We start from the raw sequence: 25903 nt of genomic DNA, 5'->3' as shown, positions 1-25903 counted from the left end.
TGCCGTATTCCAAATTGGCCATCAGGTCTTATTTTAAAGAACTTCCCCCCTTTAGTCCATAGTCCATTGACCATAGCTCATAAAACAAATAAATTTAAAAGCAGGAAACAATAGCAACAGGTAAATCTTCACCCCTTCCTCTTTATCCCTCCCATGAAGGGAAGAATCAGGAGGGGCTGTCGCTCTAAAAAGGAGGTATTCCAGCCGCACCTTCCGATACGGCTACCTTGTTACGACTTAGCCCCAATTACCAGTTTTACCCTAGGCAGCTCCTTGCGGTTACCGACTTCAGGTACACCCGGCTTTCATGGCTTGACGGGCGGTGTGTGCAAGGTCCGGGAACGTATTCACCGTATCATTGCTGATATACGATTACTAGCGATTCCAGCTTCACGCAGTCGAGTTGCAGACTGCGATCTGAACTGAGAGACGTTTTTTGGGATTGGCTTCCTGTCACCAGGTCGCAACCCTTTGTGCGCCCCATTGTAGCACGTGTGTAGCCCTGGGCATAAAGGCCATGATGACTTGACATCATCCCCTCCTTCCTCTCGTCTTACGACGGCAGTTTCACTAGAGTTCCCAGCGTTACCTGATGGCAACTAGTGATGGGGGTTGCGCTCGTTGCGGGACTTAACCCAACACCTCACGGCACGAGCTGACGACAGCCATGCAGCACCTTGCTTTGTGTCTATTGCTAGAAATACCCCTTTCAGGGTACGGCACTCGCATTCTAGCCCAGGTAAGGTTCCTCGCGTATCATCGAATTAAACCACATGCTCCACCGCTTGTGCGGACCCCCGCCAATTCCTTTGAGTTTCAATCTTGCGATCGTACTTCCCAGGTGGGATACTTAATGCTTTCGCTCAGACACACACTGTGTATCGCGTATGTCGAGTATCCATCGTTTAGGGCGTGGACTACCAGGGTATCTAATCCTGTTTGATCCCCACGCTTTCGAGCCTCAGTGTCAATGCTTGTGTAGCCAGCTGCCTTCGCAATTGGTGTTCTATGTCATATCTATGCATTTCACCGCTACATGACATATTCCGCTGACCTCCACAGTATTCAAGACCAATAGTATCAATGGCAGTTTCCGGGTTAAGCCCGGAGATTTCACCACTGACTTACTAGCCCACCTACGCTCCCTTTAAACCCAGTAAATCCGGATAACGCTTGCACCCTCCGTATTACCGCGGCTGCTGGCACGGAGTTAGCCGGTGCTTATTCATCTGGTACCGTCAGTTGGCCTAAAAAAACCCTTTTTCGCCCCAGATAAAAGAAGTTTACAATCCAGAGGACCTTCATCCTCCACGCGGCATGGCTGGTTCAGAGTTCCCTCCATTGACCAATATTCCTTACTGCTGCCTCCCGTAGGAGTCGGGCCCGTGTCTCAGTGCCCGTGTGACTGGTCGTGCTCTCACACCAGTTAATGATCGTAGGCTTGGTGGGCCGTTACCCCGCCAACTACCTAATCATGCGCACACCCGTCCTTAAGTGATAAATCTTTAATAGCCAGTAGATGCCTACTAACCATCCTATGGGGTATTAATCCAAATTTCTCTGGGCTATCCCCCGCTTAAAGGTAGGTTGTGTACGTGTTCCTCACCCGTTTGCCGGTCGCCGGCGGACCGAAGCCCCCGCTGCCCCTCGACTTGCATGTATTAAGCCTGCCGCTAGCGTTCATCCTGAGCCAGGATCAAACTCTCCGTTGTAAATGAGTTTTTGATTCTGACATCTAATTCCCTCTAAAGTAAATTAAACGTGTCAAATCGATTTTCTTTCGCTTTGACTTACCTTCCTTGATCCCATCCCGATAACTATCGAAACAGAATCTAGATTGTGCTATTGCTTCCTAACTTTCAAAGATCTTCACAGATATCAAAGTATTGCTACCCATCAACCCGCTCCTGATAACACCGGCGGAATCGAACCACCATAATAATCACCAGATGCATTATAACACAGTAAAGAACTGCCCTCACTCTTCATCGCTCACCAACCCGTCATTTTGGGGTTGCAAAGATACATACAATTTTCAAAATAACAAAAATATTTTTAAAAATATTCTGATTTTTTATTGCTCTAATTAATTGCTTTTGAAGAACTTATCAGTAGTTTTTGAAGGTACTACCGTTTGATTTGGGATTGCAAAGATAATGTCTTTTTTAATACGAAAGAAACTTTTTTCATTTTTATTTAAAATTTCTTTTTAAGAGCGGACAAATACCCCAGGATATATACTCTTTGCAAAGCGTAAAAAGGTGCAATAATGGCGCTCACAGCGTTCTCAGAATGGCACAGATACGCCGGTGGTTACCGCAGGTAGCCGAGTATCTTCAGCATACTTTGCGAAGTTTGCTGCTTGGCGTATACCCACTCGATCAGCTTCCCGTTTTTATCATATTCCAGGATAATATGCTTGGGAGATGGGATCAGGCAATGCTTAATGCCGCCATAGCCGCTGATCTGATCCTGATAAGCGCCCGTATGAAAAAAGCCAACGTACAAAGGCTCATTATCAGTTTCTGCCGTATTTTTTGGTGAAGCTTCAATGGATGGAACACCCAATCCGCCTACCCCGTTATCATTCCTGATCTTTGGCAGGAACACTTCGTTTATATGCTCTTCTGAATCATAATAATCGTGCCCGTCGCAGGTAATGCCGCCCAGTACCACGCGCTGGTACTCGTTATTCCACTTATTGATCGGCAGCATCAGGAATTTTTCACCAATGCCCCAGGTATCCGGTAAGGTGGTAATAAAAGAAGAATCGATCATATACCAGGTTTCACGGTCGTTCTGGGTCTTCTCACCAATTACGCTGTAGATATGCGCCATGCTTTCCCCTACCGTATAGCTGCCAAACTCCGTATAGATATTCGGAACCGGCACTTTTGCTTTTTTACAGGCAGATTTAATATTGCTGATGATCTCATTGATCATAAACTGGTAATCATACTCAAATGCCAGGCTGTGCTTGATGGGGAACCCGCCACCGATATTAATGGAATCCAGTTCCGGGCAGATCTTTTTTAACTGACAGTAAAGGTTAATGCTCTTGCGCAATTCACTCCAGTAATAAATATCATCTTTAATACCCTTGTTTAAAAAGATGTGCAGCATCTTTAGCTGGAACTTATCTTCATTCCCCTCGATCTCATCCACATAAAATTCCAGCACATCCTTTGCCCGGATGCCTAAACGGGAGGTATAAAAAGGGAAAGAAGGCTCTTCTTCTGCGGCAATGCGGATACCCAGTTTAAAGGGCTCTTTACTTTTTATGCTGCGCTTATACATCTGCAGCTCGTCCTTATTATCCAGAACCGGGATCACATTTTTGAAACCGCTGTTAATTAATTTGGCAATACGCGTTGTATACGGCTTTTGCTTAAACCCGTTGCAAACGATATTGATGTCTTTATTGATCTTCCTTTTCTTGTAAAGCTGGTTAATGATATCAATATCATAAGCATAGGAAGTTTCCAGGTGAATATCATGCTTCAGGGCTTCTTCCACTACAAAAGAAAAATGAGAGCTTTTGGTACAATAGCAATAAAAATATCTGCCCTCATACTTGTGCCGCTTCATAGCAGCGGCAAAATACTGTTTGGCTTTGTTAATGTTGATCCCAATTTTTGGCAGATAACTTACTTTTAATGGTGTACCATGTTTTTTAATCAAGGCCTTCAGGTCAATGCCATTAAATTTCAAATACCCCTCCTCTACTTCTATTCCCTCCTGAGGAAAGTTAAAGGTCTGGTCAACCAAGCCTAAGTATGAATTATTCATTACCCCAAAAATCCGGTGAATGCCGGCAGCTTTATGTTTTAAAAATTGCCCGCTAAATTACTGAATTAAGCAATTAGCCAATTTGAAAATTTGAAAATGTTTCTGAGCAGTGAGGGAATTGCTCATATACCATTCCGGGTGCCCAACATTTTTATTATCTCCCATCGGCAGGAAGCACCAATGGGCAGGGAACATATACTCCAATTCCGGGGCCTCCGTCAGTGAAGGAAATTGGCTCTTCATAATATTTCCTTTAAGTTTGCAGCAAATCAAAAAACTGTATGAACTATCCCAAAACGTTTCTGCCTTTGTTACTCCTTTTTATTATGCAAACCGGGTATAGCCAGGTGCACTGGTTTATTCAGGCTGATGGCAATTTATCGATCCTGCCAAAGGTTACCAATACCAGCACTTATGCGGCGGTAGTGACAGACAACCCTACTGTAGTAAGCACAAGCATTGCCGCTTCTTATGAAAAAAGAGCGGGTGCTAATATAAAAGGAGGCATACAAATTCCTTTATCTGATAAGTTTTCTGCCGAACCTGCATTGCAGCTTTCTTTTATCCGGTTCAGAAAGAAGACCAATGTATCTTATGCGACCCGCTCCGGATCCATAGATGATCTAAATGGGGTTTCTTCTACGGCTGGTTATTATGAAAATTACGGAGATCCTTTTTTTATACCGGGCATTACCCCTTTCTTCAATAATACGAACAGTACATTTGACCCTTCTGCAAAAACAGAAGATATAGGAAAGACCCGTTTTCTATTTTTGAGTGCAGATCTGAATGCAAGCTACAAAATAACAAAGCATACCCATATTGGCCTGGGGGTTGCGCCTTTCCTCCTGTTGGGCGCCCACACTTATAATTATCAGCTGGAACCATTGCCTGCAGCTTCTCAATATACCTATCTGATATCGGAAAAGAAGGATAACACTAAAGACAAATACAACAATTTTGGCGTATCCGGAAACATTTTGGTAGAGCAGCGTATTACCAACCACCTTTCTGTTCTGGCTACCGGTACACAATATATTACCCGGTTGTATAAAGAAGAGGCTTATATGCTACGCGATAAAAAATCAAGGATCCGGTATGTGAGCCTGGGCGTAAGATATTACCTCCATTAACAAAAATGAAGCTGTATCAAAAGTTATTTTAGAACGTAATGTCATTCTGAACTTGGTTCAGAATCTATTGAGAATTATATCTCATTTTAGATGCTGAAATAATTCAGCAAGACAATAGTGAACTTTTGATACAGCCCCTCTCTTTAATAAATACTTTACAGGGCTTATTTTACTGAAGCTACCAAAGCCTTAAAAGCTTCCGGGTTGTTCATGGCTAAATCAGCCAGCACTTTCCGGTCAAGGTCAATCTGCTTTTCTTTTAATTTATTGATGAAAACAGAGTACGTAAGCCCTTCTTCACGAACGGCAGCATTGATACGTGCGATCCATAAAGCGCGGTAATCTCTTTTCTTTAATTTACGGCCTACATACATGTAGGTCATCCCTTTTTCAACAACGTTTTTGGCAACGGTAAATACATTTTTCCGCTTGCCATAAAAACCTTTGGCCTGTTTTAATATTTTTTTCCTGCGGGCTTTGGAAGCGGCGGAGTTTACTGAACGTGGCATATCTGAATAATTTTAATTGTAATGAATAAAATAAAAAATCAAGCAACGAATTACTTTAACCGTAATAAACGCTTAACAAAATGTACATTGGTTTTGTCTACAACGCCGTCAATGCGCATAGCGCGTTTACGCTTTTTTGATTTTTTGGTCAGAATGTGACGTTTGAAACTCTTTTGGTGAGTGATTTTACCAGTTGCAGTTACTTTAAAACGTTTTTTTGCACTGGAATTCGTTTTTACTTTAGGCATCTTACCTGTTATTTTTTGTTACACCTTTGAGGTGTTTCCAATCGTTTGGAACCCTTGTTGAACCTCTTCAGTAATGTTCCGTAAAAAACGGAGCGCAAAAGTACAAAAAACCTTTATACAATGTACATATTTCTGATAAAATAGCATAATATAAATGATTTGCAGGCTGTTAACCGCTAAAAAATAGTAAAATTGTCGTCCCATATAGTACCGATTCCGTTACAAGTGTTAATTTTCGCTTTAATATGATGAACAATAAATTTGTGAAGCTTTTAAGACCGTCTTTATTAGTTACCGCATTTTTCAGCATTGCTTCCCTGGCAAAAAGCCAGGATATTAATACCAAAATTGAAAATTTTGCAGGCAGGTTCCCTGCAGAAAGAACCTACCTGCATTATGATAAAAGCAGTTATTCGCCCGGGGAAACCATCTGGTTCAAAGCCTATACGTTAGCAGAAATTGCCCCGGCTGAAGCCAGCAAGAACCTGTATGTAGACTGGATCGATGATAAAGGGAAGATCCTGCAGCACACGATAAGCCCGCTGATCACCGGTATGACCAATGGGCAATTCGATTTACCTGCCACCTATCAGGGAAAATCCATCACGGTAAAAGCCTATACGAGCTGGATGCTGAATTTTGATTCTTCTTTCCTGTATTATAAAAAGATTCCTGTCATCAATCCTGAAGCAGCAGGTAAAACAGGCCCGCTTCCGCCCCCGTCGCTCACCTTTTTCCCGGAAGGGGGTGATGCCGTTGCCGGTATTCCCAACAAGATTGCCTTTAAAGCCGCTAATGCATTTGGCGACCCTGTAAAGATAACGGGCGTTGTGGTAGATGAAGCAGGAAAGTTTGTTGACAGTCTCAGAAATATACATGATGGTATGGGTTTTCTGTTGCTCACCCCCAAAGCCAATACAAAATATACCGCCAAATGGAAAGACGATAAAAAAACGGAATACACCACTCCTTTACCCGCCATTAAACCAGAAGGCATTGCCATGAGGGTTTCTGTGCTGCCGGGCAAGCGGAGTTTTGAGATCGCTGCATCGCCGGGAATTGTTTCGGGCGGTGACAGCCTGCACATCATTGGCACCATGTACCAGCATGTGGTATTTAATTTTTCAAGAGCACTGAGCGCGGAGCCTATAACCGGAACCATTCCCCTCCAGAGTTTGCCTTATGGTGTTTTAACGATCACAGCCTTTGATAAAAACTGGAAACCACTGGCAGAACGGATCACTTATGTAAACAATCCTTCCTATAGAGAAGAGGCTACCATGGAGGTGGAACACTGGGGCCTTAGCCACCGGGCGAGGAACGAACTGGTAATATCACTGCCGGACAGCACGCCGGCCTCACTGTCTGTGGCAGTAACGGACCTGGCCATTGGCGCAGACAGCAGTGAAAATATCCTCTCCGGCCTGATGCTGACAGGGGAACTTAAGGGAAAAGTATATAACCCCGCCTATTATTTTAAAGACAGCTCTTTAAAAGCGGAACAACAGCTGGACCTGGTAATGCTTACCAACGGATGGCGGCGCTTTAACTGGGACAAACTGATTGCGGGGGAACTGCCGGCAGTTAAATATCCAAGGGATACCTCTTACATCACCGTTTCCGGAAAACTGGCGGGCATTATGCCCTCCCAGATCTCCCCTGCATCCACCATCGTTGTTATGATGAAACAAAAGGATGCCACCGATGGAAAAGTGCTGATGATGCCTATTAACAAAGACGGCCGGTTTAACGATCCTTCTGCTATATTTTTTGATACGGCCCGTGTATTTTATAAAATACAGGATAAAACGCTGGATGGCTCTATGGTGCAATTCATGTCGGACCGTCTGCGCACCCCTGCAGCGGGCAATTACTGGACAACGCCTTTTAAAGCGGATACTGCCGGTAACGCATATCATCTGAAAATGGCCACGGCTGCTAATGCCATTTTAGAAAAGAACAAATATAAAGAGCTGGAAACCGTAACTGTTAAGGCAAAGACCAAATCTCCTACAGAGCTGCTGGATGAGAAATATGCCTCCGGGCTTTTTAAGGGAGATATGAATTCTGTGCAACTGGATGTGTTAAATGACCCTTTTGCAAAAAGCGCTATGGATGTGTTTACCTACCTGCAGGGCAAAGTAGCCGGCCTGCAGATCTCAGGGTCTGGCTCTAATGCTTCCCTGAGCTGGCGCGGCGGGTCTCCGCAGATCTATATTGATGAAATGCCGGCAGACGTCAGCTTTGCATCCAGTTTGAATGTAAATGACATCGCCTATATTAAAGCGTTCCGCCCCCCGTTTATGGGTGGCACCGGAGGTGCAAATGGAGCCATTGCTATTTATACCCGCAAAGGAGGCGATATAAAGCAGGAACCCGGCAAGGGCTTATCGGATAGCAGAATTGAAGGATATACCGCTATTAAAGAATTCTATGTGCCGAAATATTACAGCCAGTTTACCGCACCTGATGCGGACAAAGATCTGCGAACCACTATTTACTGGAACCCCAATGTGCTCATTGACCCGAAGAAAAAACAGATAACCATCTCATTTTATAATAATGATGTTACAGATGCGTTCCGCGTGGTTATTGAAGGCATGACAATAGATGGTAAACTGATTCACCACGTAGAAACTATGGAATAATTTCCCCGGAATATGTGCCGGAGCGCAACATGCGATAGCAGAAGAGTTTCTGCCGGCAGGCGCCCGTTTTGCTTTTGGGGTAAAACTTCGGTCGATGGCTATCGGATGATGCGATTATGCATATTCATTTCAAACAGATTACAGCATTTGTCATTAACAGGAAATAATAAAAGCGTTGCATTTAAGTTCATTCGTATGACAAGTTTTTTTAATCGCCATCCCCAACCCGCTTTCAGCGGGTGCGCAGAGGGATCTCATCTGTTACAGAGATCTCTCCGCTCGTTCTCCGAACTCGGTTGAGACGACGATTTTGTATATTGTTAGCTCTCAATACAATAAGACACCTGTCATTAATAGGCAATCATAAAAGCGTTGCATTTATGCTCATTAAAATAACAAAACGGCTGTTGTGCTGCGCTTGTCAAAGCATGATTCGATTGTAAAAATTGCCCTTCGCCAATCCCGGCAGCTATCCTGCTAAAGCCGGGAAGGCGGCTTCTACTTCAATGTTTTGATCACTTTCCACATTTCTTCCGCTACCAGCTGGTTCCCCTTCTCATTAAGATGTACCCTGTCTACCGTTAAAATTCCTTTTTCAGCATTATCAGGATTATTCTTTTGCAGGTATTCCAGGAATATTCTGCGCAGGTCTACCAGAGGTACATTGTTCTGGGCAGCATATTCGCGGATCCACTTTGCATAAAGGTTCAGATCCCCATCCTGCTGGTTGGTAAAATCATTCCGCTCCCCGATCACAGAAGGAGTGCAGACAACCGGCTGAATACCCTGCCGTTTCAATGTTGAAATAATGGCGTCATAAAATTTTCCAAACTTATCAAAATCGGTTCCGGTGCCAGAAGATGTTTTGTGCCATACATCATTAATGCCAACATACACCAGAACGATATCGGGTTTCTGATCCAGTACATCCGGCTGAAAGCGCAAAAAAAGATCATACACTTTATTACCGCCAACGCCCTTTCCTATAAAGTCAAACTGTTCAGAAAGCCCCTCTTTTTTACACAGATCCGTAATGCGGGTAATATACCCTCCCGGCCGTGCACCCTGCTGGGTTATAGAGTCGCCGAAAAAAATCACTTTCTTTTTCTTAGCGGGCAGGAAAGCAAATAATAACAACACAAATGGCAATAACAACACTGTTTTCTTGATCATAATCTTACTTTAAACGACTTTATTGAATTGAATAATTTTTGAAGGGTATCTTTTTGCATAAGCAAACAACATATTGGTAATGGCGCTGTTCTCTTTATAAGGAGTTACATATTCCCTGAACTGCTCCGGCTGTTCAATCCGGACATCACCTGCAATAAAACCCATGCCATAGAAGCTGCCGTTCCATACAAGGATACAGGATTTTTCATCATGATGAATTCCTTTATCAATGATCGCAAAGGAAGGAAGATTTTTCAGATGCTCCATAGCTGCTGCTATACGCCTATTGTACACTTCAGGGGCTTCCTTTTTGATGCAGGCACCGGCGCACAATGCCCTGTGCAGTTGTTCATCAAACAATTCCTCGCCAATAAAGCATAACCGCGGACACAAATTAAAATCATGTACTAACTGGCGCAAGGCAGCTTTTGCTCCTTCTATATGATGATACGAGTTCAGCAGTTGCCGGCCACGGCTCATTTTTTCCACCCCTAAGCGCAGGTACCCGTTCTGATCTTCATAAGCCACGATCCCGTAAAGATCTTCCCGCCTTTTCTGCGATGAGTTGAACCGTGGCCACCACCTTTTAATTTCGGTTGATTCTTTAACAGCAGCCATCAGCTCCGTTCCGCATTCCTCAAAACTGATGCGGTATACATGGCGCATAAAGTTCTGCCGTTGCCGGCTGGTGGAATTATTACTGAAATGGCTGCTTACACGATACCGGATATTTTTAGCCTTCCCCACATACACGATCCGGCCCTTTTCATCATGAAAATAATAAATGCCCGGTGTATAAGGCAACTGATCAAAGTCTGATTTAGGAACATTAGGAGGCAGTACCTGCTCTTTTGAGGTCTTTTTAAGGCTTTTGGCAATATGGCCTTCTGTATCCTTCTCCAGCAGCAAACGGAACAGTGCAACGGTTGCATCTGTATCGCCTCCTGCCCGGTGCTTATTTACATGACGAATGCCCAGCGCCTCACAAAGTTTTCCCAGGCTATAAGACCGGTGCGCCGGGATGATCTTACGGCTTAAGCGAACAGTGCACAGCTTTTTTACATTCAGTTCAAAACCGCAATAAGAGAGCTGATTTTTCACAAATGAGTAATCAAAGTTTACGCTATGCGCTACAAAAACCTTATCCAGCAACAAGGTATACACCTGCTCAGCGATTTCTTCAAACAGCGGCGCCTCCTGCACCATTTCGTTGGTAATGCCCGTTAGTGCCTGAATAGAATACGGTATCTGCTGCACGGGGTTAACAAGGCTTTCAAAACGCTCTACAATAGTACCTGCTTCATCCAGCACCTGAATGCAGATCTCTGTAATACTGCCTGCTGCTGCGTAAGCACCCGTTGTTTCTATGTCTACAATTGCATAATGCATCCTTAAAAAAGGCTAATTTCGCAAAAAAATCAAATTTGAACGGGGAAAAATTTATTATGTTCCGCAACCGGTTAACAAAAGTTTTCCGGCATCTTTCAAAACAGGCACGTAAACAGGGCATTACCTGCTACAGGATCTATGATCATGACCTGCCGGAGTTTCCGGTTTGTATAGAAATTTATGAACAACACATTTACGTGGCTGAATACAAACGGAACCACAATATGGATGAAGCGGCTCATTACAGGTGGATGGAACAGACCACCAGTATTATTTCAGAGGTCACCGGCATTCCCCTTGAAAACATCTGCACAAAACTGCGTCAGCGTAAAGCGGGAAGGCAGGGGCAGTACCAGAAAACAGCGGCTTCCGGAAATGAGCTGACCGTTCAGGAAAACGGGCTGAAGTTCATTGTGAACCTTACCGACTATTTGGACACCGGCTTATTTTTAGATCACCGCATCACACGCAAAATGGTAATGGAGCAAAGCGAAGGCAAAAAAGTGCTGAACCTGTTTGCCTATACCGGTTCTTTTTCAGTTTATGCGGCGGCCGGGAAGGCGGCAGCAATCACCACTGTTGATCTCTCAAATACCTATACCAGCTGGGCGGAACGGAACATGCAACTAAACGGTTTTTCAGATCCAGCGTATACTTTTGTACAGGCAGACGTGCTGCAATACCTGAAAACCATAGCTCCTGGCATGTATGACCTGATTATTATGGACCCGCCCACCTTCAGCAACAGCAAAAAAATGGATGGTATCCTTGATATTCAGCGTGATCATGTTTCACTGATCAATGATTGCCTAAGAATACTGGCACCTGGCGGCAGCTTATATTTCAGCACCAATGCAAGAAAGTTCGTACTGGAAAGCGAAAAGGTCCATTCCCGCAACATCAGTAATATTACAAGAGCTACTACACCTTTTGATTTTGAGGGAAAACTTTTCAGGTGGTGCTATAAGATCACAAAGCCGCAGACCGGAGGCTAAAGACGGTTTTATTGCCAGATTTAGTTTAATAAAAAATACCAATACCTATCTTTGAGCTTATATTTGACCTTATAAATACACATATGTTAAAAATAGGGATTGTTGGAGTAGGCCATTTGGGCAAGTTTCATTTAAATAACTGGCTGGAGATCGGAGACGTGGAAGTGGCAGGCTTTTATGAGCCTAACGATGCCACTGCCAGTGAGGTTATTGAAAAATACGGGATCAAGCGTTTTTTTGATGCAGATGACCTTTTGAGCTTTTGCGATGCCATCGACATTGTAACCCCTACCACCTACCATTATGAGTGGTGCGAGAAAGCGATAAGGATGGGCCGCCACGTTTTTGTGGAAAAACCATTTGCAGATACTATGGATGAGGCCCGTGAGCTGGTAAAGCTTGCCAAAGAGTCTAATATAAAGCTGCAGGTAGGCCATGTTGAGCGCTTTAACCCTGCATTCCTGGCTTTAAAAGAGGTTTCCCTGAAACCCATGTTCATTGAAGTACATCGCCTGGCGCAATTTAACCCACGTGGCACAGAGGTAAGTGTGATCCTTGACCTGATGATTCATGATATTGACATTATCTTAAGCATTGTAAAGAGTGATGTAAAACGCATTTCCGCCAGCGGGGTTGCCGTGCTTACGGAAACGCCGGATATTGCCAATGTGCGTATTGAATTTGACAACGGGTGTGTTGCCAATTTAACGTCCAGCCGCATCTCAATGAAAAAAATGCGCAAGATGCGCCTGTTCCAGAAAGATGCCTATATTGGTATCGACTTCCTGAATAAAAAAACAGAAATCATTAAATTAAAGGAACCGTCAGATGCCAATGTATTTGCTTTTGATATTGATACTATTTCCGGCAAAAAAACCATCGCTATTGCAAACCCTGTGGTACCGGAGGTCAACGCTATTAAACGGGAACTGGAAGAGTTCAGAGACGCTATTGTAAATAATACCCAAACAGTTGTTTCAGAAATTGATGGCTTAAAAGCCATGGAAGTCGCACATCTTATTTTGGAAAAAATAGGGCATCATTCAATAAAGAGCTAGTGCAACACCCAAAAAAAATCCCGCTGCTATGGTACCTGCTGGCCGACTATCTGGGCGCAGCCTTATCCTGGCTGCTCTTCATCGTATTTTTACGGAATAGTATTTATAGCCTGAGCAACCGCGACTGGATAATTACGCTCATCATTGTGCCTGCCTTCTGGTTGCTGTTGTTCATGTTTGCGGGCAGTTATCATAGTCTTTATAAAAAATCAAGAACTGAAGAATTTATTATCACACTCGGCTGTTCTTTAATGGGCTGTGATATACTCCTTTTTTCCTTCCCTGAGCTGAAGTATCTTTTATTCATAGGCATTTTTCCTATGCTGGTACATCTGGTGGCGCTGCATTGCGGCCTTACCTATTTTTTCCGGTGGCTGGTGCTGAACAGGGTTAAGGCCCAGATAAAGGCAAAAGCTATCATTTTCAATACCCTGCTCATCAGCCATGAAAACGAAGTCAGCCCCACCGTTGCCACAACCGCCCCCGGTTTAGCCGATGCGGGATTTCATTATAAAGGGTTTATTGCGCCGGAAAACAATAATGAGAGCACCGGCACCGCAATGCCACGGCTGGGCGGCCTGAACGACCTGGAGTCAGTTATAGACCGGAATGCGATCAGAATGGTCATCATAAATAACCACTGGCATAATTTTTCTTTAGAGAACCTGCTGGCAAGGCTAAGCCAGAAAGACGTGGAGATAAATATAGTGGCCAAAACAGTGGATATTTTATCCGGTTCCGTAAAAACCAGGAGCGTCCTGGGCGGCATACTGATCAATGTGCCCAACACCCTGCTTAATAACTGGCAGGCCAATGTTAAAAGAACCATTGACATCATAGTGGCCATCACCGGGCTGGTGCTGCTGGCTCCTTTTTATCTTTTTGTTGCTTTAAAGGTACGGTTCAGCAGCAGGGGACCTATTATTTACAAACAGGAAAGAATCGGTTATAAAGGCAAGCCTTTTATTTTATACAAATTCCGGTCGATGCAGAAAAATGCAGAGCAGCAGATTCCGCTTTTATCTTCTGACAATGATCCCAGGGTTACCAACTGGGGGCGCGTTATGCGTAAATGGCGGCTGGACGAGCTGCCTCAGCTCTGGAATATTTTAAAAGGCGATATGAGCCTGGTAGGGCCAAGGCCGGAAAGGGCCTATTTTATCCATCAGATCACTGAACGCTTTCCCACATATAAATATGTGCTGAAGGCAAGGCCAGGTTTAACCAGTTGGGGAATGGTACAATTCGGTTACGCTGAAAGTGTGGATGAAATGATTGAGCGCAGCCGGTATGATCTGATGTATGTTGAAAATATATCGCTATCTCTTGATCTTAAGATCATGTTACATACTTTCCGGATAATTTTACAGGGAAAAGGTAAATAAACGGCTATAATAATTTTGGAGATCCATTTTTTTAAAAGAGAGCAGTTGAACATCCGGCAATGGGATGCTTTTATCCGGAAAAGTATCCAGTACCGGATCTACGCCTCAAGTATATGGCTGGACGCTTTTTCTCCCGGCTGGGGTGCACTGATTAATAAAGACTATTCTGCTGTAATGCCGCTCACCATCAAAAAGAAGTATGGCATCAGTTATCTGGCGCAGCCCCGTTTTACCCAGCAACTGGGCTTCTATTCCGGCATGCCGGTCACAGACGCCATAAAAGACGAGTTCATAGAAAGCGCCCGGGAACGCTTCCCTTTTGCAGAAATCAATATCAATGAGGCTCCTGCCCAGCCTTCACAACAAAAAAAAAATTATACTCTTGCGCTGGATAAAAACTATGCCCTGATCAGGGCAAGCTATTACAAAAGCCTCATTAATAACAGCCTTAAACCTGCACTGAAACAACAGCTTACCTATTGCACCGAACCCAACATTCATGAAGCGGTTAATACCTACCGCCAGCTGTACCGGGGAAAAATGGGATTAGATAACAAATGTTACTCGCAATTAACACAGCTGGCAGTACAAATGTTTGCCACCGGCAACTGTTTTACCCGTCAGGTCAACAGGAATAATGAGCTATTGGCGATCAGTCTTTTTTTCAGGGATGAGCAACGCATTTATAATATTTGCTCTGCAACAACGGCTGCCGGCAGGAAAGCCAATGCTAACCCGTTCCTATATGACCGGCTGATACAGGAATTTGCTGCATCCGGGCTGATCCTTGATTTTGAGGGCAGCAATATTGCAGGAATTGAAGCTTTTTATAAAAAATTCGGGGCCACTCTGGAACCCTATTATTTTATAAAATGGAACCGGCTGAAGTGGCCTTACAGGGTCTTTAAAAAATAATCCCGGGTGTTTTTCCCCTGCAAATACCCGCTGCCGACCGTTTCTTATTGGAGCAGTAATGATGTAACGCAGCCGTTCATAGTACACCAACATCAACTTATCTTTTTTCCGGCCAGCACAGAGCTCCATAGTCGCCACCTTATCATTAGAGGCACGTGCTGCAGGTTGCCGCAGGAACAATTCTGCTAACGCCCTGGCCCTTTTTTAAACGAAACAGAAACCGCCTCTATTAATGACCGGATATTACATTATTTACAGGAGCAGTTGCTACACGGCACCACCTGTTCTTGCACAATTCCGTTCTGAGAGCTAATAAGCCTACGGTATAGTAACAAAGAATGAGGAACAGGGAAGAATATCTGTAATGCCTGCACGCGCTCCTCCGGTGTCTTTGTCTCACATAGGCGCCCCATTTGCAGTCATATAGTGGTCAGGCTTTTAAGGTGTGCCGCAGGTACCCCCTAATGTTAACCGCTATAAAGGATGATCATATATTTAATTTCCGGGGTTTGCTGAAGGCTCTCCATCACCTGGTTCATACCTGCCGGGGATAGCCCGCCAGATCCGCACAGACATTTGAAACTATGGATATTTTAATAAAATTGATAGCGGCTTTATCATTTATGCGCACTCCGGGACTGATCCATCAAAAAACAGATCAGCTCAAAGATATGTGCTAACTTAGAGCTGGCGTCAAAGTCTGTATACAACAGTTGTTGACTGGCTGCAGGTTAAGCCGCCCAAAGCATTAAAAAGAAAAAAAGATTCTCCAGCTAAATTTTAAACAATGAAAGCCGTTGTATTAGAAAAATTCGGAAGCATCAATAACCTGACTTATAAAGAAGTACCGGCTCCTGTGCCCCCGCCCGGTACGGTTTTAATTAAAACCGCATATGCCGCGGTAAACCCCTACGACCGGAAGATCATTGAGATCTTTGGCAATGAGATGGGCGTAAAAGTTCCGGTAATCCCGGGCTCCGAACTATCCGGAACAGTAACTGCCGTTGGCGAAGGTGTTACTCAACTGAAAGAAGGAGATGCTGTTTTTGGAACCCTGTCGACCTTTGGCGGTTGCTTTGCAGAACTGGTAGTAGCAAAAGCTACTGATCTTGTTAAAAAGCCGGAAGCGCTTTCGTTTGAAACAGCAGCAGCAACCCCTGTAGCTGCACTGACGGCCAGAAAGGTTCTTTTTGAAACGGCTCACTTACAGTCCGGACAAAAAGTATTGATCCACGGTGCCTCCGGTAACGTGGGCGCAATGGCAGTGCAACTGGCAAAGCTGGCCGGGGCCTATGTTATAGCAACCGGGTCCGGCAAAAATGAAAGCCGCATAAAAAAACTGGGCGCCGATGAATTTATTGACTATACCCGACAGGATTTCTCCGTTATTGTAAAGGATGTGGATGTGGTGCTGGATACCATTGGCGGAAAAACACAGGAAGCATCCTTTAAGGTTATCAAACAGGGCGGCTGGCTGGTCAGTATTGTACAACCTCCTTCAGAAGCAGAAGCTTCCCGGTACCAGGTGCATGCAACAATAATTTATAGCGGGCCCGATACGGAGCAGCTCAGTAATATTGCCCGGCAGATTGTAAACGGGGATTTAAAAGTGAACGTTGAAAAAGTTTATCCGCTCAATGAAGCTATAAAAGCGGTGAATGCTGTAAAAGAAGGCCACAGAACGGGAAAGATCCTTTTGAAACCTTAACCGGTGTTTTAAACGTATAAACGATATGTCCGGGCTTCAGTTATTAATAACGCTGTCGGTGCTTCCGTTTATGGTGCTCACAGGCATTTACCTGTACCGCTACCTGAACAATAAACTGCAGAACGCCCGCACCTGGTTCCAGATCATTGGTTTTGGAATTTTATTATTTGCAGGTATCGGATCTGTATGCTCTGGCGGGCTGCTGCTAATGATCTGGTTATATGATCTTTTCAGCCTGTAGCCGCTGATGATAAAAGGCACCGCTTTTTAATAACTTTTTAGTACAGCTAAAAGACGGGATACTATAACGTGGCCATATCAATTACAAAACGATACTCTACATCGCTCTTTAAAACCCGCTCATACGCTTCGTTTACATTTTTAATATCAATCAGTTCAATGTCTGATACAATATCATGCGCTGCTCAGTAGTCCAGCATCTCCTGTGTTTCCGGAATCCCCCGATAGACGAAGCGGTTAGTACACGGTTGCCACGCATTAAGCTGTCGCCAATAATATACAGCGGTTCAGGCGGCATCCCTACGCAGATATGCACGCCATCCGTTTTCAGCAACTGAAGGTACAGGTTATAATCGTGCAGTGCAGAAACCGTGTCAATAATAAAATCAAAATAACGCTCCAGATGTTTAACCTGTCCCGCCTCCTTTGTAAGTACAAATTTATGCGCCCCCAAACGTTTTGCATCTGCTTCTTTTGATGCTGAAGTGCTTAACAGGGTTACTTCAGCGCCAAAGGAAACAGCAAATTTCACCGCCATATGGCCTAACCCGCCCAGCACACCTACTTTATGGCCTTTGCCAACCTTCCATTTCCGCAGCAGGGAGTAAGTGGTAACCTGTGCACAACAATGGCGCAACCGCTTTCAGATCCAGCTTATCAGAAACATGCAGCACAAAATGCTGATCACAAACGATCTTATTGGAATAACCTCCATAGGTAATCGTTATGCCGTCTTTTTCAGGCGAATTATAGGTCCATACGGTTTGTTTACTATCACAGAACTGCTCCTATCCGTTATGGCAGCTATCGCAGTACTGGCAGGAGTTTACCATACAGCCAATACCGGCCGTATCCCCTACCTTAAAGCCCGAAATATTTTTACCAACGGCAGCAATACGTCCTACAATTTCATGACCCGGAACAATCGGATAGGTAGCCCGCCCCCACTCACTCCGCACCTGATGAATATCTGAATGACAAATACCACAATAAAGAATATCAATCAGTACATCATCATCTCCCGGTTCACGTCTTTTAAAATCCCAGGGGTTCAGCGGGTCTGTTTTGCTATGCGCTGCATATCCTTTTGTTGCGATCATAAAATCGCCCGTTTTTGTGCCAGCAATCAAAGTACAAAACTACAAAGATATTATCAGTTGTTTAACCCCAGACCTCTGAAAATCCGGATCAGGAATAAAAAAACTGTCTGCTGAAAACTGGCGGAACAGGCGGCGGTTATTCCTTTCAAGCCGCTATTGTTCATCTCCTTTAAAATAAGCAATTTCCTCCTTCAGATCCAGGAAAGGGTACTTTGCCATCAATAATTCCGCCTTTTCATATTGTGCCGCCAGGAACTGCCGGTGGGCCTGGGTTTGCGGATGAAAAGGCCGGTGCCGCCGGGCAATTACCAGTGGCTGTATTTCTTTCATCAGCGCTTGTGATGCTTCATCAATACAGCTTGCTGTAAATTTTTCCAGCACAAATCCGGTAGCGGCATAGTTGGGATGCGCCAGGTCTGCATCGTAAAAACGATAGTCCCGAAGCACATCGATCACCAGTTCATAGGCAGGAAAATAATAATGATGATCAAATTTATTTACAATATGGTGCACAGCCTCCAGCAAACGCGCCTTGCTCCTGTTATTGGCTACCACACCATCGCGTAAATGACGTACAGGGCTTATGGTAAACAGGATCTTTGCTTTAGGATTAAAGATCCTTAAGCGATGGTATAAATTATCCAGCAGTGCAACTGTTTCATCAATCTCCAGCATTTTTTTATCGAACCACTGACCGGGCGCCCGGTGACAGTTCGCTACTTTTAACCCGGCAAGCGCTGCATCGGGGTTATTACTGTTCAACCGGTAAGCAAATGATGAGCCCAGTGTTATGATCAGCCAGTCGGTCTGCTTCAGAAAAACATGTGCTTCTTCAAGTGCCTGGTTCATCCGGTCCAGAGCTGCTTCTTTATTAACATCAGCAAACCGCGAATGATGATGCCAGGATTGCCATACCTCGTTTAAGCAGAACAGATCCTTATCCCTGTAAGGCGCTCCGTCTATATAGCGCATCAGGCTGTGATACACGCTGGCCGGATCAAATAAAATGCCGTGCGGGTTCTGCAGCACATTGAACTTATGCTCCAGCAATGCATTGCCGATGTGCTCTGTAAAGCAGGAACCGACCAGCAAGATCTTATCACCGTACGTTATAGGCGGCGACAATTTTTCCAGTTGTATAGGAGCCATAAAATCCATCCGGCAAATATCAGTAATTTATGGATATATAACGACAGGCAACATTTAGATATGGGTAACCCGCGCATCTCAGAAATACCCGCCAATCAGGCCCGAACAGGATCATGGATCGCTGCGGACTATTGAACGCGCATTCAGCTATCCGGGACAACAGGATTATTGGTATGATATAATAATCCCGCAGATGCTGACTTTCGCTAAATAAGTATGCCATCTGCTATGGTCTGTTCGTTCAGCAGGAGCTTCTGAAGAACAGTTCTTCAGAAAGCACCCTTTTTCACCAGTCCTGACTGATGGTGCAAAGCCAGGTTAAAATTGACAGCATCCGCTTTCATTAATTTATCAGCAAGATCCAGGTAGCATTTGGATGCCTCCGTATAAGGCTGACCGGTTGTTTTCAGCAATTTCAATTGCAGGTAAAGCAGTTCCGACTGAAATAAAAGATATTGATATTCTTCTTCTGATAATACTTTATCACCCTCCTCTATATATGCCTGAACTGCGGTTTCGTTAAAATTTTCATTTACAATACCGCGCAGCAATTCATACTGTTTATCGCCCAGCGCCTGCTTTGCTTTAGTAATAGTTTCAAAAAACCGGCATATCTGTGCAAGAAGATGATCGCGGCTCAGCATATTTTTTTTTAAAGTTACAATTTTATTAATTTAGGAACCGGAACCGATTATTTATTTTCAGATGCATTATAAAAAACATCTTTCAAAAGACAAAGTATTAAAACGGCTGATCCGCGAGCATGGCATCTATACCCTTCAGCTGCAACAGAACATTTTATTGAGGCTCTGCACCTCTATCCTGGGGCAGCAGTTGAGCACAAAAGTAGCAGCTGTTCTGAGGGAACGTTTTCTGCAATTGTTTAAAGGGCAAAAGCCAACCGCCCGTAAAATACTGGCCATTCCGCATGAAACGCTCAGAAGCATCGGCCTGTCAAATGCAAAAGCCCAATATATCAAGAACGTCTGCCAGTTTTTTCTGGACAATAAGCTAACCGATTCCAAACTGCATCAGTTAACGGACGAAGCGTTTATTGAACTCATCACACAGATCAAAGGCGTTGGTAAATGGACGGCAGAAATGCTGCTGATGTTTTCATTGGGGCGGGAAGATATCTTTTCCATCGGCGACCTGGGCCTGCAAAGAGCCATCAGTCAGCTATACGCTATTACCTTCACCAGCAAAAAAGAATATGAGGCAAGGATCATAGCGGTTACTGAGCAGTGGAAACCTTACCGTACCTATGCCTGTCTTTATTTATGGAGCCATTTGGATGCAGTGCCGGTATAGAAGAGTTGAAAGTCGAGAATTGAGAATTCAGCGATCAGTACTCAGTTTTCAGTTCTGATAGTTACCGGGATCCGGATCAGGCAGAAAGCAGCTATGGACTATTGACCATGGGCGCCCTTCCCGCCTCAGCCCTTTATCCGCTGCTTCATCGCTTCATACAGGATCATCCCGGTTGCTACCGAAACATTCAGGCTTTCAAAATGATTCTGCATAGGGATAGAAATATTTTCGTCACATATCTTTAACAGTGCGGGATAAATGCCTTTTTCTTCGCTCCCCATTACAATAGCTGAAGGAATGGTAAAATCGGCTTCCGATATATGATTAGAAGCTTCCATCTCAGCTGCAAATACTTTTATGCCGTTCAGGTGCAGCTCATCAACGGTTTTCATTAAGCTGTTCACCCGGCAAACGGGAATCTTTTCCAAAGCCCCGGCTGAAGTCAGGATCGCATCCTCATTCAATGCCCCGACCCCTTTGTCCGGTATAATGATCGCATGCACGCCACAGCACCAGGCCGTCCGGGCAATGCCTCCAATATTTCGGATGTCTGTAATCCCATCCAGCAGCAGCAGCAAAGGCACTTCACCATTTTCCGTAACCAGCGAAATAATATCCTGAAGATCCTGGTAACGGATCCTGGCCTTTTGCGCCACTATGCCTTCATGTCCGTCTACATTAAAAAAATCCAGCTTTGCTTTGGGCACATAATTTACAGGAACACTATGGTTAGCGGCCAGGCGTTTGATATCATTTACAAACCGGCCGGTCAGCTGCTGATCCAGATAAATGCGGTCAAGCACCGCCCCTTCCTGAAGCGCTGCCACCACTGCTTCCCGGCCATAAACCAGGCTCGATTTTTTAGGCCGGTGCTGTTTTTTTCTGAAATCTTTCACCCCGCAAAGAAAAGAAATCCTGCGGCTACTCTGAAAATTATATTTTAATGCCGATGGCCTTATCGCCCCATTGCATCATCCATTGTAAAAATTTAAACGCAATGAACAGCACCAGTATCAAAATGACCCCCGTTACAATCAATACAGTAAAAATAACCGGTCCGGCGCCTCCTTTGTGCCTGCCCTCCGTATAATGGGCTGTAAGCAGCTTTACATTCCTGGTATTTGCTTTATAGGCAAAATCAAAAATCCATCCCAGCACCGGTATGGCCCCAACCAGGGCATCCAGTGTAGCATTGAGCACCATTTTTGCAACTACCTTACCGGAAGCGCCATATTGGGCCATGGTAATGATCAGCCCTATCGACATCAGGTAACCACCCACATCCCCTGCCACCGGTATCAGGTTCAGCAACGGATCGATCCCGAATTTAAAACCGCCTACCGAAAACTGTTCGTCCAGCAATCTGCTGATGCGCCTGATGAGCTTCAGGCGCTTATCCTGTATGGCGGGTGTGCTCCCGGTTGATGATTGTTCCATATGAAAAGTTTAAACCAGTGGAATACCTTTCAGCAACAGCAGCTCTATTTTTTGCAACGCTGCTACAGAAATAGCATCTGTAATAAGTCCCTCCCTGATCATATCAAAAGCCTCCTGCAACGGAAGCTTTTTTACCTGTAGCTGCTCCGTCTCTTCCGGCTGCGGTGTTTTCTGCACCAGTCCGGTAGCCAGGTAAACCATGGCCAGCTCGTCAGATACCGAGTTCGACAAATGCATCCGCAGCAATTCTTTCCATTGGGCTGCTTCCAACCCTGCTTCTTCCAGCAGCTCGCGCCTGGCGCTTTCCAGCGGATCAGTGCCTTCCGGGCACCCCCCTTCCGGCAGTTCCCAACTGTACATATCGATCACAAAACGGAACTGGCCGATAAGGTAAGTATTCATCTCCTGGTCCAGCGCCACAATGCCAATGGCAATATTCTTAAAATGCACTTTTCCGTAAATACCCTTACCCCCGGACGGATTGATCACATCATAGGCGGTAACATTGATCCACGGATTATCATACATCTCTTGCTGGTCAATTATCCTCCATGGATTTTTTGTTGCTGACATTTGGTACTTTTTTTGAGTTATAAAAACAACAATTATTGTTCCATAAACAATTAGGAGCTGTTGGTAACAATAATTCTGTTAGCTTTACGTAGTAAATATAGTAGTAACTCAACACTTTTAAAAACGATAGATCATGAAAAAGACGATTTTTGCAGCAGGCGTCGCCGCCCTCTTTATCCTGGCATCCTGCGGAAACAATTCATCAGAAAAATCCGGAACAGATTCAACAACCGTAAGCACTACGAAGATCGATTCTTCAGCTACAGCACCGGCTGCTCCGGCACCGGAAGGCACACAGGTAGCAGTGGCCAACCTGCAATCAACAGCAGACAGTACAAAAAACCTGGGAACCGCAAAGTTCTATAAGCTGGCAGATGGCAAAATAAGGCTTGATGTGGAAATCAATATGCCTGAAAGAGCCGACAGCAATGTTGCGGTACACTTTCACGAACATGGAGATTGCGGTATGAAGGGAGAAAACTCTCATGGCCACTGGAACCCTACAAAATCCAAGCATGGCGAATGGGGCTCCGCTTCTTTTCACTCCGGTGACATTGGCAATATTAAACTGGATGCACAGGGCCATGGTACCAAAAGCGTAACTACTGATCTGTGGAGCGTTGACCAGGGCGATAAGGACATCATTGGCAGGGCGGTAATTGTGCATGGCGGTACCGATGATTATAAAACGCAACCTACCGGCAACAGCGGGCCACGAGTTGGCTGCGGTGTTATTACTAAATTATAACAGTTCTTTTAGATTAGGAATAGCTGTACTTACAATGGTGCAGCTATTTTTTTTGCCGGCTTCAGTGCCATCCCCATCTTTACTGCCTGCTCTCTGAGAGATGCGTGCCGCTCATTATAATGCATGAACCGGACATTTTTGAAGGCCCTTCAGCTTCCGCGTTCTCATCCGGCCGCATCCGCCAGCTAGGTTTCGCTATATTTTTTTAACTTGCTGCATATGAAAACAATTTTGTTGTTCGGGGCCGGCAAGTCAGCCACAGTACTCATCCAATATTTCCTGCAATATGCCGAAGAAGAAAAATGGGAACTTATAGTTGCTGATGCGGATTTTTTACTGGCGCAAAGTAAAATCAACGGGCATCCCGCAGGAAAAGCCGTTGCCGTTGACCTGGCAGATACAGCTACTATCCATGAACTGGTAGCCAGGGCGTCTGTTGTTATATCCATGCTGCCGCCGGCCTTTCATATTATAATTGCGCGTAGTTGCCTTGCACTTAAGAAGAATTTCCTTACCGCATCTTATATAGATGAAGCGCTGCTCCTTTTAAGAGAGGACATCAAAAAAAACGGGCTGCTGTTCCTTGGTGAAATGGGGCTGGACCCGGGGCTGGATCATATGAGCGCCATGCGGATCTTTGACCGGATCAGGTATGCCGGTGGCGAGATCAACAGTTTCAAATCGCACTGTGGTGGACTGGTAGCGCCGGAAGACGACAATAATCCCTGGCATTATAAAGTAAGCTGGAACCCACGTAATATTACACTGGCAGGAAGCGCCGGGGCCGTTTATAAAGAAGATAATATTACCAAACACCTTCTTTACACCGAAGTTTTTGAGAACTGCCCGGTCATTGAAGTGCCCCCCCTGGGCAAATGGGCCTGTTACCCCAATCGCAATTCGCTTCAATACATCCCGATCTATCAACTGGAAAACGCCAAAACAGTAGTACGTTGTACGCTGCGTCATCCGGATTTTTGCACAGGGTGGCAATATATAGTTGCAGCCGGACTGACCAATCTGCTTGATACCGGCATCATTGAAGGCTTTAAAGATAAATCCATCAACGACTGGTTCACGGCCTGTCTCAATTTTTATACGAAAACTGAAACGTTTGATGATTACCTGAAACGCCATGTAACACCGCTTCACCAGCTCCTTGTAAAACGCCTTTTTGAATACCTGGGCTTATTCAGCCAGGAACGGATTCCTTCTTCAGCAAAAAGTTCCGCGGATGTTTTACAGTACCTCCTGGAAACCAGGCTGGCGCTGAGCCCCGAGGACAAAGACATGATCATCATGATCCATGAAATTACATTTACCCTGAACAACAGAACAGAACAACTGTTCAGCTCGCTTATTGTAAAAGGAGATAATGCCCTTCAGACGGCTATGGCAAAAACAGTAGGTTTGCCGCTTGCTATTGCCACACGTTTGCTGCTGAACGGGGCCATAAAAATAAATGGATTGCATATACCAATAGTAAAAGAGATCTACGATCCTGTACTGACAGCACTGGAGCCGGAAGGCATCCGGTTTTATGAGGAAGTATATGTGTGATGGTATTGAGATTTGAGAATCGGGATTTGAGCGGGCAGTTATCAGTTTTCAGTTCTCAGTACCCAGCATCAAGAAGCCTGTATCCGGGAACTATTGACCATTGACTACTTTCTTCTTGCCCCTACAACCTTCTCAGCAACCCTCTCAATTCCTGCACCCCCTCAGTGGCGGGTTTTTCAATGGCAACCAGGTTCGCCATGCGCCGTAACTGCGGAATGGACTTGTCAATAATATATTTCGGTACGGTATCTGCAACATATTCGATCAGCCCGGCGGCCGGGTATACCAGCATAGAAGTACCCACTACAACAAAAATATCGGCCTGTGCAGCCAGTCTTGCTGCCGGCTCAATCATGGGCACTGCCTCGCCAAACCAAACAATGTCCGGGCGTAGCTGGCCGCCATCGGGCGCACTGTCACCCATATAAATATCGCCCCTGACCTCAAAGGAGGGTTTGAACGACCGTTCGCTGCGCATCTTAAAGATCTCTCCATGCAGGTGAAGCACTTTTGTAGAACCGGCCCGTTCATGCAGGTCATCAATGTTCTGGGTAATGACGGATACGTCAAAATCTTCTTCCAGGGCAGCCAGTCCGAGGTGTGCTGCATTCGGATGTGCTCTTGCCACATCTTTTCTGCGCATATTGTAGAAATCCAGTACCAGCGCAGGATTCCGCTTCCACCCTTCGGGTGATGCCACTTCCGTAACATCATACCCTTCCCAAAGCCCGTCGCTATCGCGAAATGTTTTAAGACCGCTTTCGGCACTGATGCCTGCGCCGGTTAAAACCACCAGTTTCTTTAAATGCATATTGTAAACCGATATAAAATTGTT

24 protein-coding genes and 1 rRNA gene are annotated in these 25903 nt (G+C 44.9%); 11 read left to right on the top strand and 14 right to left on the bottom strand.

All coding sequences use genetic code 11. The features are described 5' to 3' along the window. Positions 1–188 precede the first annotated feature (188 nt). Both A8C56_RS05905 and A8C56_RS05900 read right to left on the bottom strand, forming a co-directional pair. Positions 189–1712: ribosomal RNA gene (locus A8C56_RS05905) — 16S ribosomal RNA — on the bottom strand. A gap of 601 nt (positions 1713–2313) precedes the next feature. Then, positions 2314–3789: a type III PLP-dependent enzyme domain-containing protein gene (locus tag A8C56_RS05900; protein WP_067753302.1), complete on the bottom strand. Its 1476-nt coding sequence runs from the start codon at positions 3787–3789 to the stop codon at positions 2314–2316. Between the two features lie 281 nt (positions 3790–4070). On the opposite strand from A8C56_RS05900, the gene A8C56_RS05890 reads away from it, so the two are divergent. Continuing rightward, a complete protein-coding gene (locus A8C56_RS05890) occupies positions 4071–4922 on the top strand; it encodes a hypothetical protein (protein WP_067753296.1) in 852 nt (283 codons plus the stop codon). 164 nt (positions 4923–5086) lie between these two features. Here the strand turns inward: A8C56_RS05890 and rplT are convergent, their stop codons facing one another. Continuing rightward, on the bottom strand, positions 5087–5431 hold the full coding sequence (gene rplT / locus A8C56_RS05885; RefSeq protein WP_067753294.1) for a 50S ribosomal protein L20: 345 nt from the start codon (positions 5429–5431) through the stop codon (positions 5087–5089). A gap of 50 nt (positions 5432–5481) precedes the next feature. Next, on the bottom strand, positions 5482–5679 hold the full coding sequence (rpmI, locus tag A8C56_RS05880) for a 50S ribosomal protein L35 (protein WP_067753291.1): 198 nt from the start codon (positions 5677–5679) through the stop codon (positions 5482–5484). Between the two features lie 245 nt (positions 5680–5924). Here rpmI and A8C56_RS05875 point away from each other — a divergent pair, with 245 nt between their 5' ends. Continuing rightward, positions 5925–8327, top strand: coding sequence for a hypothetical protein (locus tag A8C56_RS05875; RefSeq protein WP_067753288.1), 2403 nt, complete (start codon positions 5925–5927; stop codon positions 8325–8327). 498 nt (positions 8328–8825) lie between these two features. On the opposite strand, the gene A8C56_RS05870 is transcribed toward A8C56_RS05875, so the two are convergent. Both A8C56_RS05870 and A8C56_RS05865 read right to left on the bottom strand, forming a co-directional pair. Then, positions 8826–9500, bottom strand: coding sequence for an SGNH/GDSL hydrolase family protein (locus A8C56_RS05870; RefSeq protein WP_067753285.1), 675 nt, complete (start codon positions 9498–9500; stop codon positions 8826–8828). A gap of 9 nt (positions 9501–9509) precedes the next feature. After that, a complete protein-coding gene (locus A8C56_RS05865; RefSeq protein WP_067753282.1) occupies positions 9510–10889 on the bottom strand; it encodes an exonuclease domain-containing protein in 1380 nt (459 codons plus the stop codon). A gap of 35 nt (positions 10890–10924) precedes the next feature. On the opposite strand from A8C56_RS05865, the gene A8C56_RS05860 reads away from it, so the two are divergent. The 6 genes from A8C56_RS05860 to A8C56_RS05835 all read left to right on the top strand — a co-directional run bounded on the left by A8C56_RS05860 (position 10925) and on the right by A8C56_RS05835 (position 17191). Further along, positions 10925–11884, top strand: a complete 960-nt coding sequence (locus A8C56_RS05860; RefSeq protein ID WP_245645776.1) for a class I SAM-dependent methyltransferase — start codon at positions 10925–10927, stop codon at positions 11882–11884. Positions 11885–11967: 83 nt separating this feature from the next. Beyond that, complete coding sequence (locus A8C56_RS05855; protein ID WP_067753279.1) at positions 11968–12942, top strand: Gfo/Idh/MocA family protein; 975 nt, start codon at positions 11968–11970, stop codon at positions 12940–12942. Then, complete coding sequence (locus A8C56_RS05850) at positions 12942–14327, top strand: sugar transferase (RefSeq protein ID WP_067753276.1); 1386 nt, start codon at positions 12942–12944, stop codon at positions 14325–14327. Before A8C56_RS05855 ends, A8C56_RS05850 begins: the two co-directional genes overlap by 1 nt. Positions 14328–14342: 15 nt before the next feature. Then, complete coding sequence (locus tag A8C56_RS05845) at positions 14343–15242, top strand: hypothetical protein (RefSeq protein ID WP_067753274.1); 900 nt, start codon at positions 14343–14345, stop codon at positions 15240–15242. Between the two features lie 787 nt (positions 15243–16029). Beyond that, positions 16030–16950, top strand: coding sequence for an NADP-dependent oxidoreductase (locus A8C56_RS05840; protein ID WP_067753271.1), 921 nt, complete (start codon positions 16030–16032; stop codon positions 16948–16950). Positions 16951–16975: 25 nt separating this feature from the next. Beyond that, positions 16976–17191, top strand: coding sequence for a hypothetical protein (locus tag A8C56_RS05835; protein ID WP_067753268.1), 216 nt, complete (start codon positions 16976–16978; stop codon positions 17189–17191). A gap of 150 nt (positions 17192–17341) precedes the next feature. Here the strand turns inward: A8C56_RS05835 and A8C56_RS25405 are convergent, their stop codons facing one another. From A8C56_RS25405 to A8C56_RS05820, 4 genes are all read right to left on the bottom strand, one after another. Then, on the bottom strand, positions 17342–17827 hold the full coding sequence (locus tag A8C56_RS25405) for a zinc-binding dehydrogenase (protein ID WP_317041095.1): 486 nt from the start codon (positions 17825–17827) through the stop codon (positions 17342–17344). A gap of 151 nt (positions 17828–17978) precedes the next feature. Then, a complete protein-coding gene (locus A8C56_RS25400) occupies positions 17979–18290 on the bottom strand; it encodes an alcohol dehydrogenase catalytic domain-containing protein (RefSeq protein ID WP_317041094.1) in 312 nt (103 codons plus the stop codon). Between the two features lie 153 nt (positions 18291–18443). Then, positions 18444–19439 carry a GSCFA domain-containing protein gene (locus A8C56_RS05825; protein ID WP_245645774.1) on the bottom strand — a complete coding sequence of 332 codons (996 nt, stop codon included), beginning with the start codon at positions 19437–19439 and terminating at the stop codon, positions 18444–18446. 269 nt (positions 19440–19708) lie between these two features. Beyond that, complete coding sequence (locus A8C56_RS05820) at positions 19709–20083, bottom strand: hypothetical protein (RefSeq protein WP_067753262.1); 375 nt, start codon at positions 20081–20083, stop codon at positions 19709–19711. Between the two features lie 61 nt (positions 20084–20144). On the opposite strand from A8C56_RS05820, the gene A8C56_RS05815 reads away from it, so the two are divergent. Further along, positions 20145–20750, top strand: coding sequence for a DNA-3-methyladenine glycosylase family protein (locus tag A8C56_RS05815; RefSeq protein ID WP_067753259.1), 606 nt, complete (start codon positions 20145–20147; stop codon positions 20748–20750). 125 nt (positions 20751–20875) lie between these two features. On the opposite strand, the gene rlmB is transcribed toward A8C56_RS05815, so the two are convergent. From rlmB to A8C56_RS05800, 3 genes are read right to left on the bottom strand one after another with little or no spacing between them, the layout of a single operon-like run. Then, complete coding sequence (gene rlmB, locus A8C56_RS05810) at positions 20876–21646, bottom strand: 23S rRNA (guanosine(2251)-2'-O)-methyltransferase RlmB (protein ID WP_067753256.1); 771 nt, start codon at positions 21644–21646, stop codon at positions 20876–20878. Positions 21647–21683: 37 nt separating this feature from the next. Then, the gene (locus A8C56_RS05805; protein WP_067753253.1) at positions 21684–22187 is read right to left on the bottom strand and encodes a DUF4112 domain-containing protein; all 504 of its coding nucleotides are present in this window, start codon (positions 22185–22187) and stop codon (positions 21684–21686) included. A gap of 9 nt (positions 22188–22196) precedes the next feature. Then, entirely contained in the window at positions 22197–22760 is a 564-nt protein-coding gene (locus tag A8C56_RS05800) for an NUDIX domain-containing protein (RefSeq protein WP_067753250.1), read from the bottom strand. Between the two features lie 133 nt (positions 22761–22893). Here A8C56_RS05800 and A8C56_RS05795 point away from each other — a divergent pair, with 133 nt between their 5' ends. Then, positions 22894–23508 (top strand): superoxide dismutase family protein, encoded by a 615-nt coding sequence (locus A8C56_RS05795; protein ID WP_067753247.1) that lies wholly within the window; start codon positions 22894–22896, stop codon positions 23506–23508. A 219-nt stretch (positions 23509–23727) separates the two neighbouring features. Continuing rightward, positions 23728–25068: a saccharopine dehydrogenase C-terminal domain-containing protein gene (locus A8C56_RS05790; protein ID WP_067761646.1), complete on the top strand. Its 1341-nt coding sequence runs from the start codon at positions 23728–23730 to the stop codon at positions 25066–25068. 121 nt (positions 25069–25189) lie between these two features. Here A8C56_RS05790 and A8C56_RS05785 read toward each other — a convergent pair whose 3' ends face one another. Then, positions 25190–25879, bottom strand: a complete 690-nt coding sequence (locus tag A8C56_RS05785; RefSeq protein ID WP_067761644.1) for an SIR2 family NAD-dependent protein deacylase — start codon at positions 25877–25879, stop codon at positions 25190–25192. Positions 25880–25903: the final 24 nt, after the last annotated feature.

Source organism: Niabella ginsenosidivorans, assembly GCF_001654455.1.
GTDB lineage: Bacteria > Bacteroidota > Bacteroidia > Chitinophagales > Chitinophagaceae > Niabella > Niabella ginsenosidivorans.
This window is presented reverse-complemented; position numbering and strand designations above follow the sequence as displayed.

Bases quoted from the DNA above. Each gene is read 5' to 3' on its own strand.
- A8C56_RS05785 (WP_067761644.1), bottom strand. From the start codon at position 25,879: ATGCATTTAAAGAAACTGGTGGTTTTAACCGGCGCAGGCATCAGTGCC.
- A8C56_RS05875 (WP_067753288.1), top strand. From the start codon at position 5,925: ATGATGAACAATAAATTTGTGAAGCTTTTAAGACCGTCTTTATTAGTT.
- A8C56_RS05890 (WP_067753296.1), top strand. From the start codon at position 4,071: ATGAACTATCCCAAAACGTTTCTGCCTTTGTTACTCCTTTTTATTATG.
- A8C56_RS25400 (WP_317041094.1), bottom strand. From the start codon at position 18,290: ATGATCGCAACAAAAGGATATGCAGCGCATAGCAAAACAGACCCGCTG.
- A8C56_RS05870 (WP_067753285.1), bottom strand. From the start codon at position 9,500: ATGATCAAGAAAACAGTGTTGTTATTGCCATTTGTGTTGTTATTATTT.
- A8C56_RS05840 (WP_067753271.1), top strand. From the start codon at position 16,030: ATGAAAGCCGTTGTATTAGAAAAATTCGGAAGCATCAATAACCTGACT.
- A8C56_RS05865 (WP_067753282.1), bottom strand. From the start codon at position 10,889: ATGCATTATGCAATTGTAGACATAGAAACAACGGGTGCTTACGCAGCA.
- A8C56_RS05790 (WP_067761646.1), top strand. From the start codon at position 23,728: ATGAAAACAATTTTGTTGTTCGGGGCCGGCAAGTCAGCCACAGTACTC.
- rpmI (WP_067753291.1), bottom strand. From the start codon at position 5,679: ATGCCTAAAGTAAAAACGAATTCCAGTGCAAAAAAACGTTTTAAAGTA.
- A8C56_RS05855 (WP_067753279.1), top strand. From the start codon at position 11,968: ATGTTAAAAATAGGGATTGTTGGAGTAGGCCATTTGGGCAAGTTTCAT.
- A8C56_RS05900 (WP_067753302.1), bottom strand. From the start codon at position 3,789: ATGAATAATTCATACTTAGGCTTGGTTGACCAGACCTTTAACTTTCCT.
- A8C56_RS05800 (WP_067753250.1), bottom strand. From the start codon at position 22,760: ATGTCAGCAACAAAAAATCCATGGAGGATAATTGACCAGCAAGAGATG.
- rplT (WP_067753294.1), bottom strand. From the start codon at position 5,431: ATGCCACGTTCAGTAAACTCCGCCGCTTCCAAAGCCCGCAGGAAAAAA.
- A8C56_RS05825 (WP_245645774.1), bottom strand. From the start codon at position 19,439: ATGGCTCCTATACAACTGGAAAAATTGTCGCCGCCTATAACGTACGGT.
- A8C56_RS05795 (WP_067753247.1), top strand. From the start codon at position 22,894: ATGAAAAAGACGATTTTTGCAGCAGGCGTCGCCGCCCTCTTTATCCTG.
- A8C56_RS05835 (WP_067753268.1), top strand. From the start codon at position 16,976: ATGTCCGGGCTTCAGTTATTAATAACGCTGTCGGTGCTTCCGTTTATG.
- A8C56_RS05815 (WP_067753259.1), top strand. From the start codon at position 20,145: ATGCATTATAAAAAACATCTTTCAAAAGACAAAGTATTAAAACGGCTG.
- A8C56_RS05820 (WP_067753262.1), bottom strand. From the start codon at position 20,083: ATGCTGAGCCGCGATCATCTTCTTGCACAGATATGCCGGTTTTTTGAA.
- A8C56_RS05805 (WP_067753253.1), bottom strand. From the start codon at position 22,187: ATGGAACAATCATCAACCGGGAGCACACCCGCCATACAGGATAAGCGC.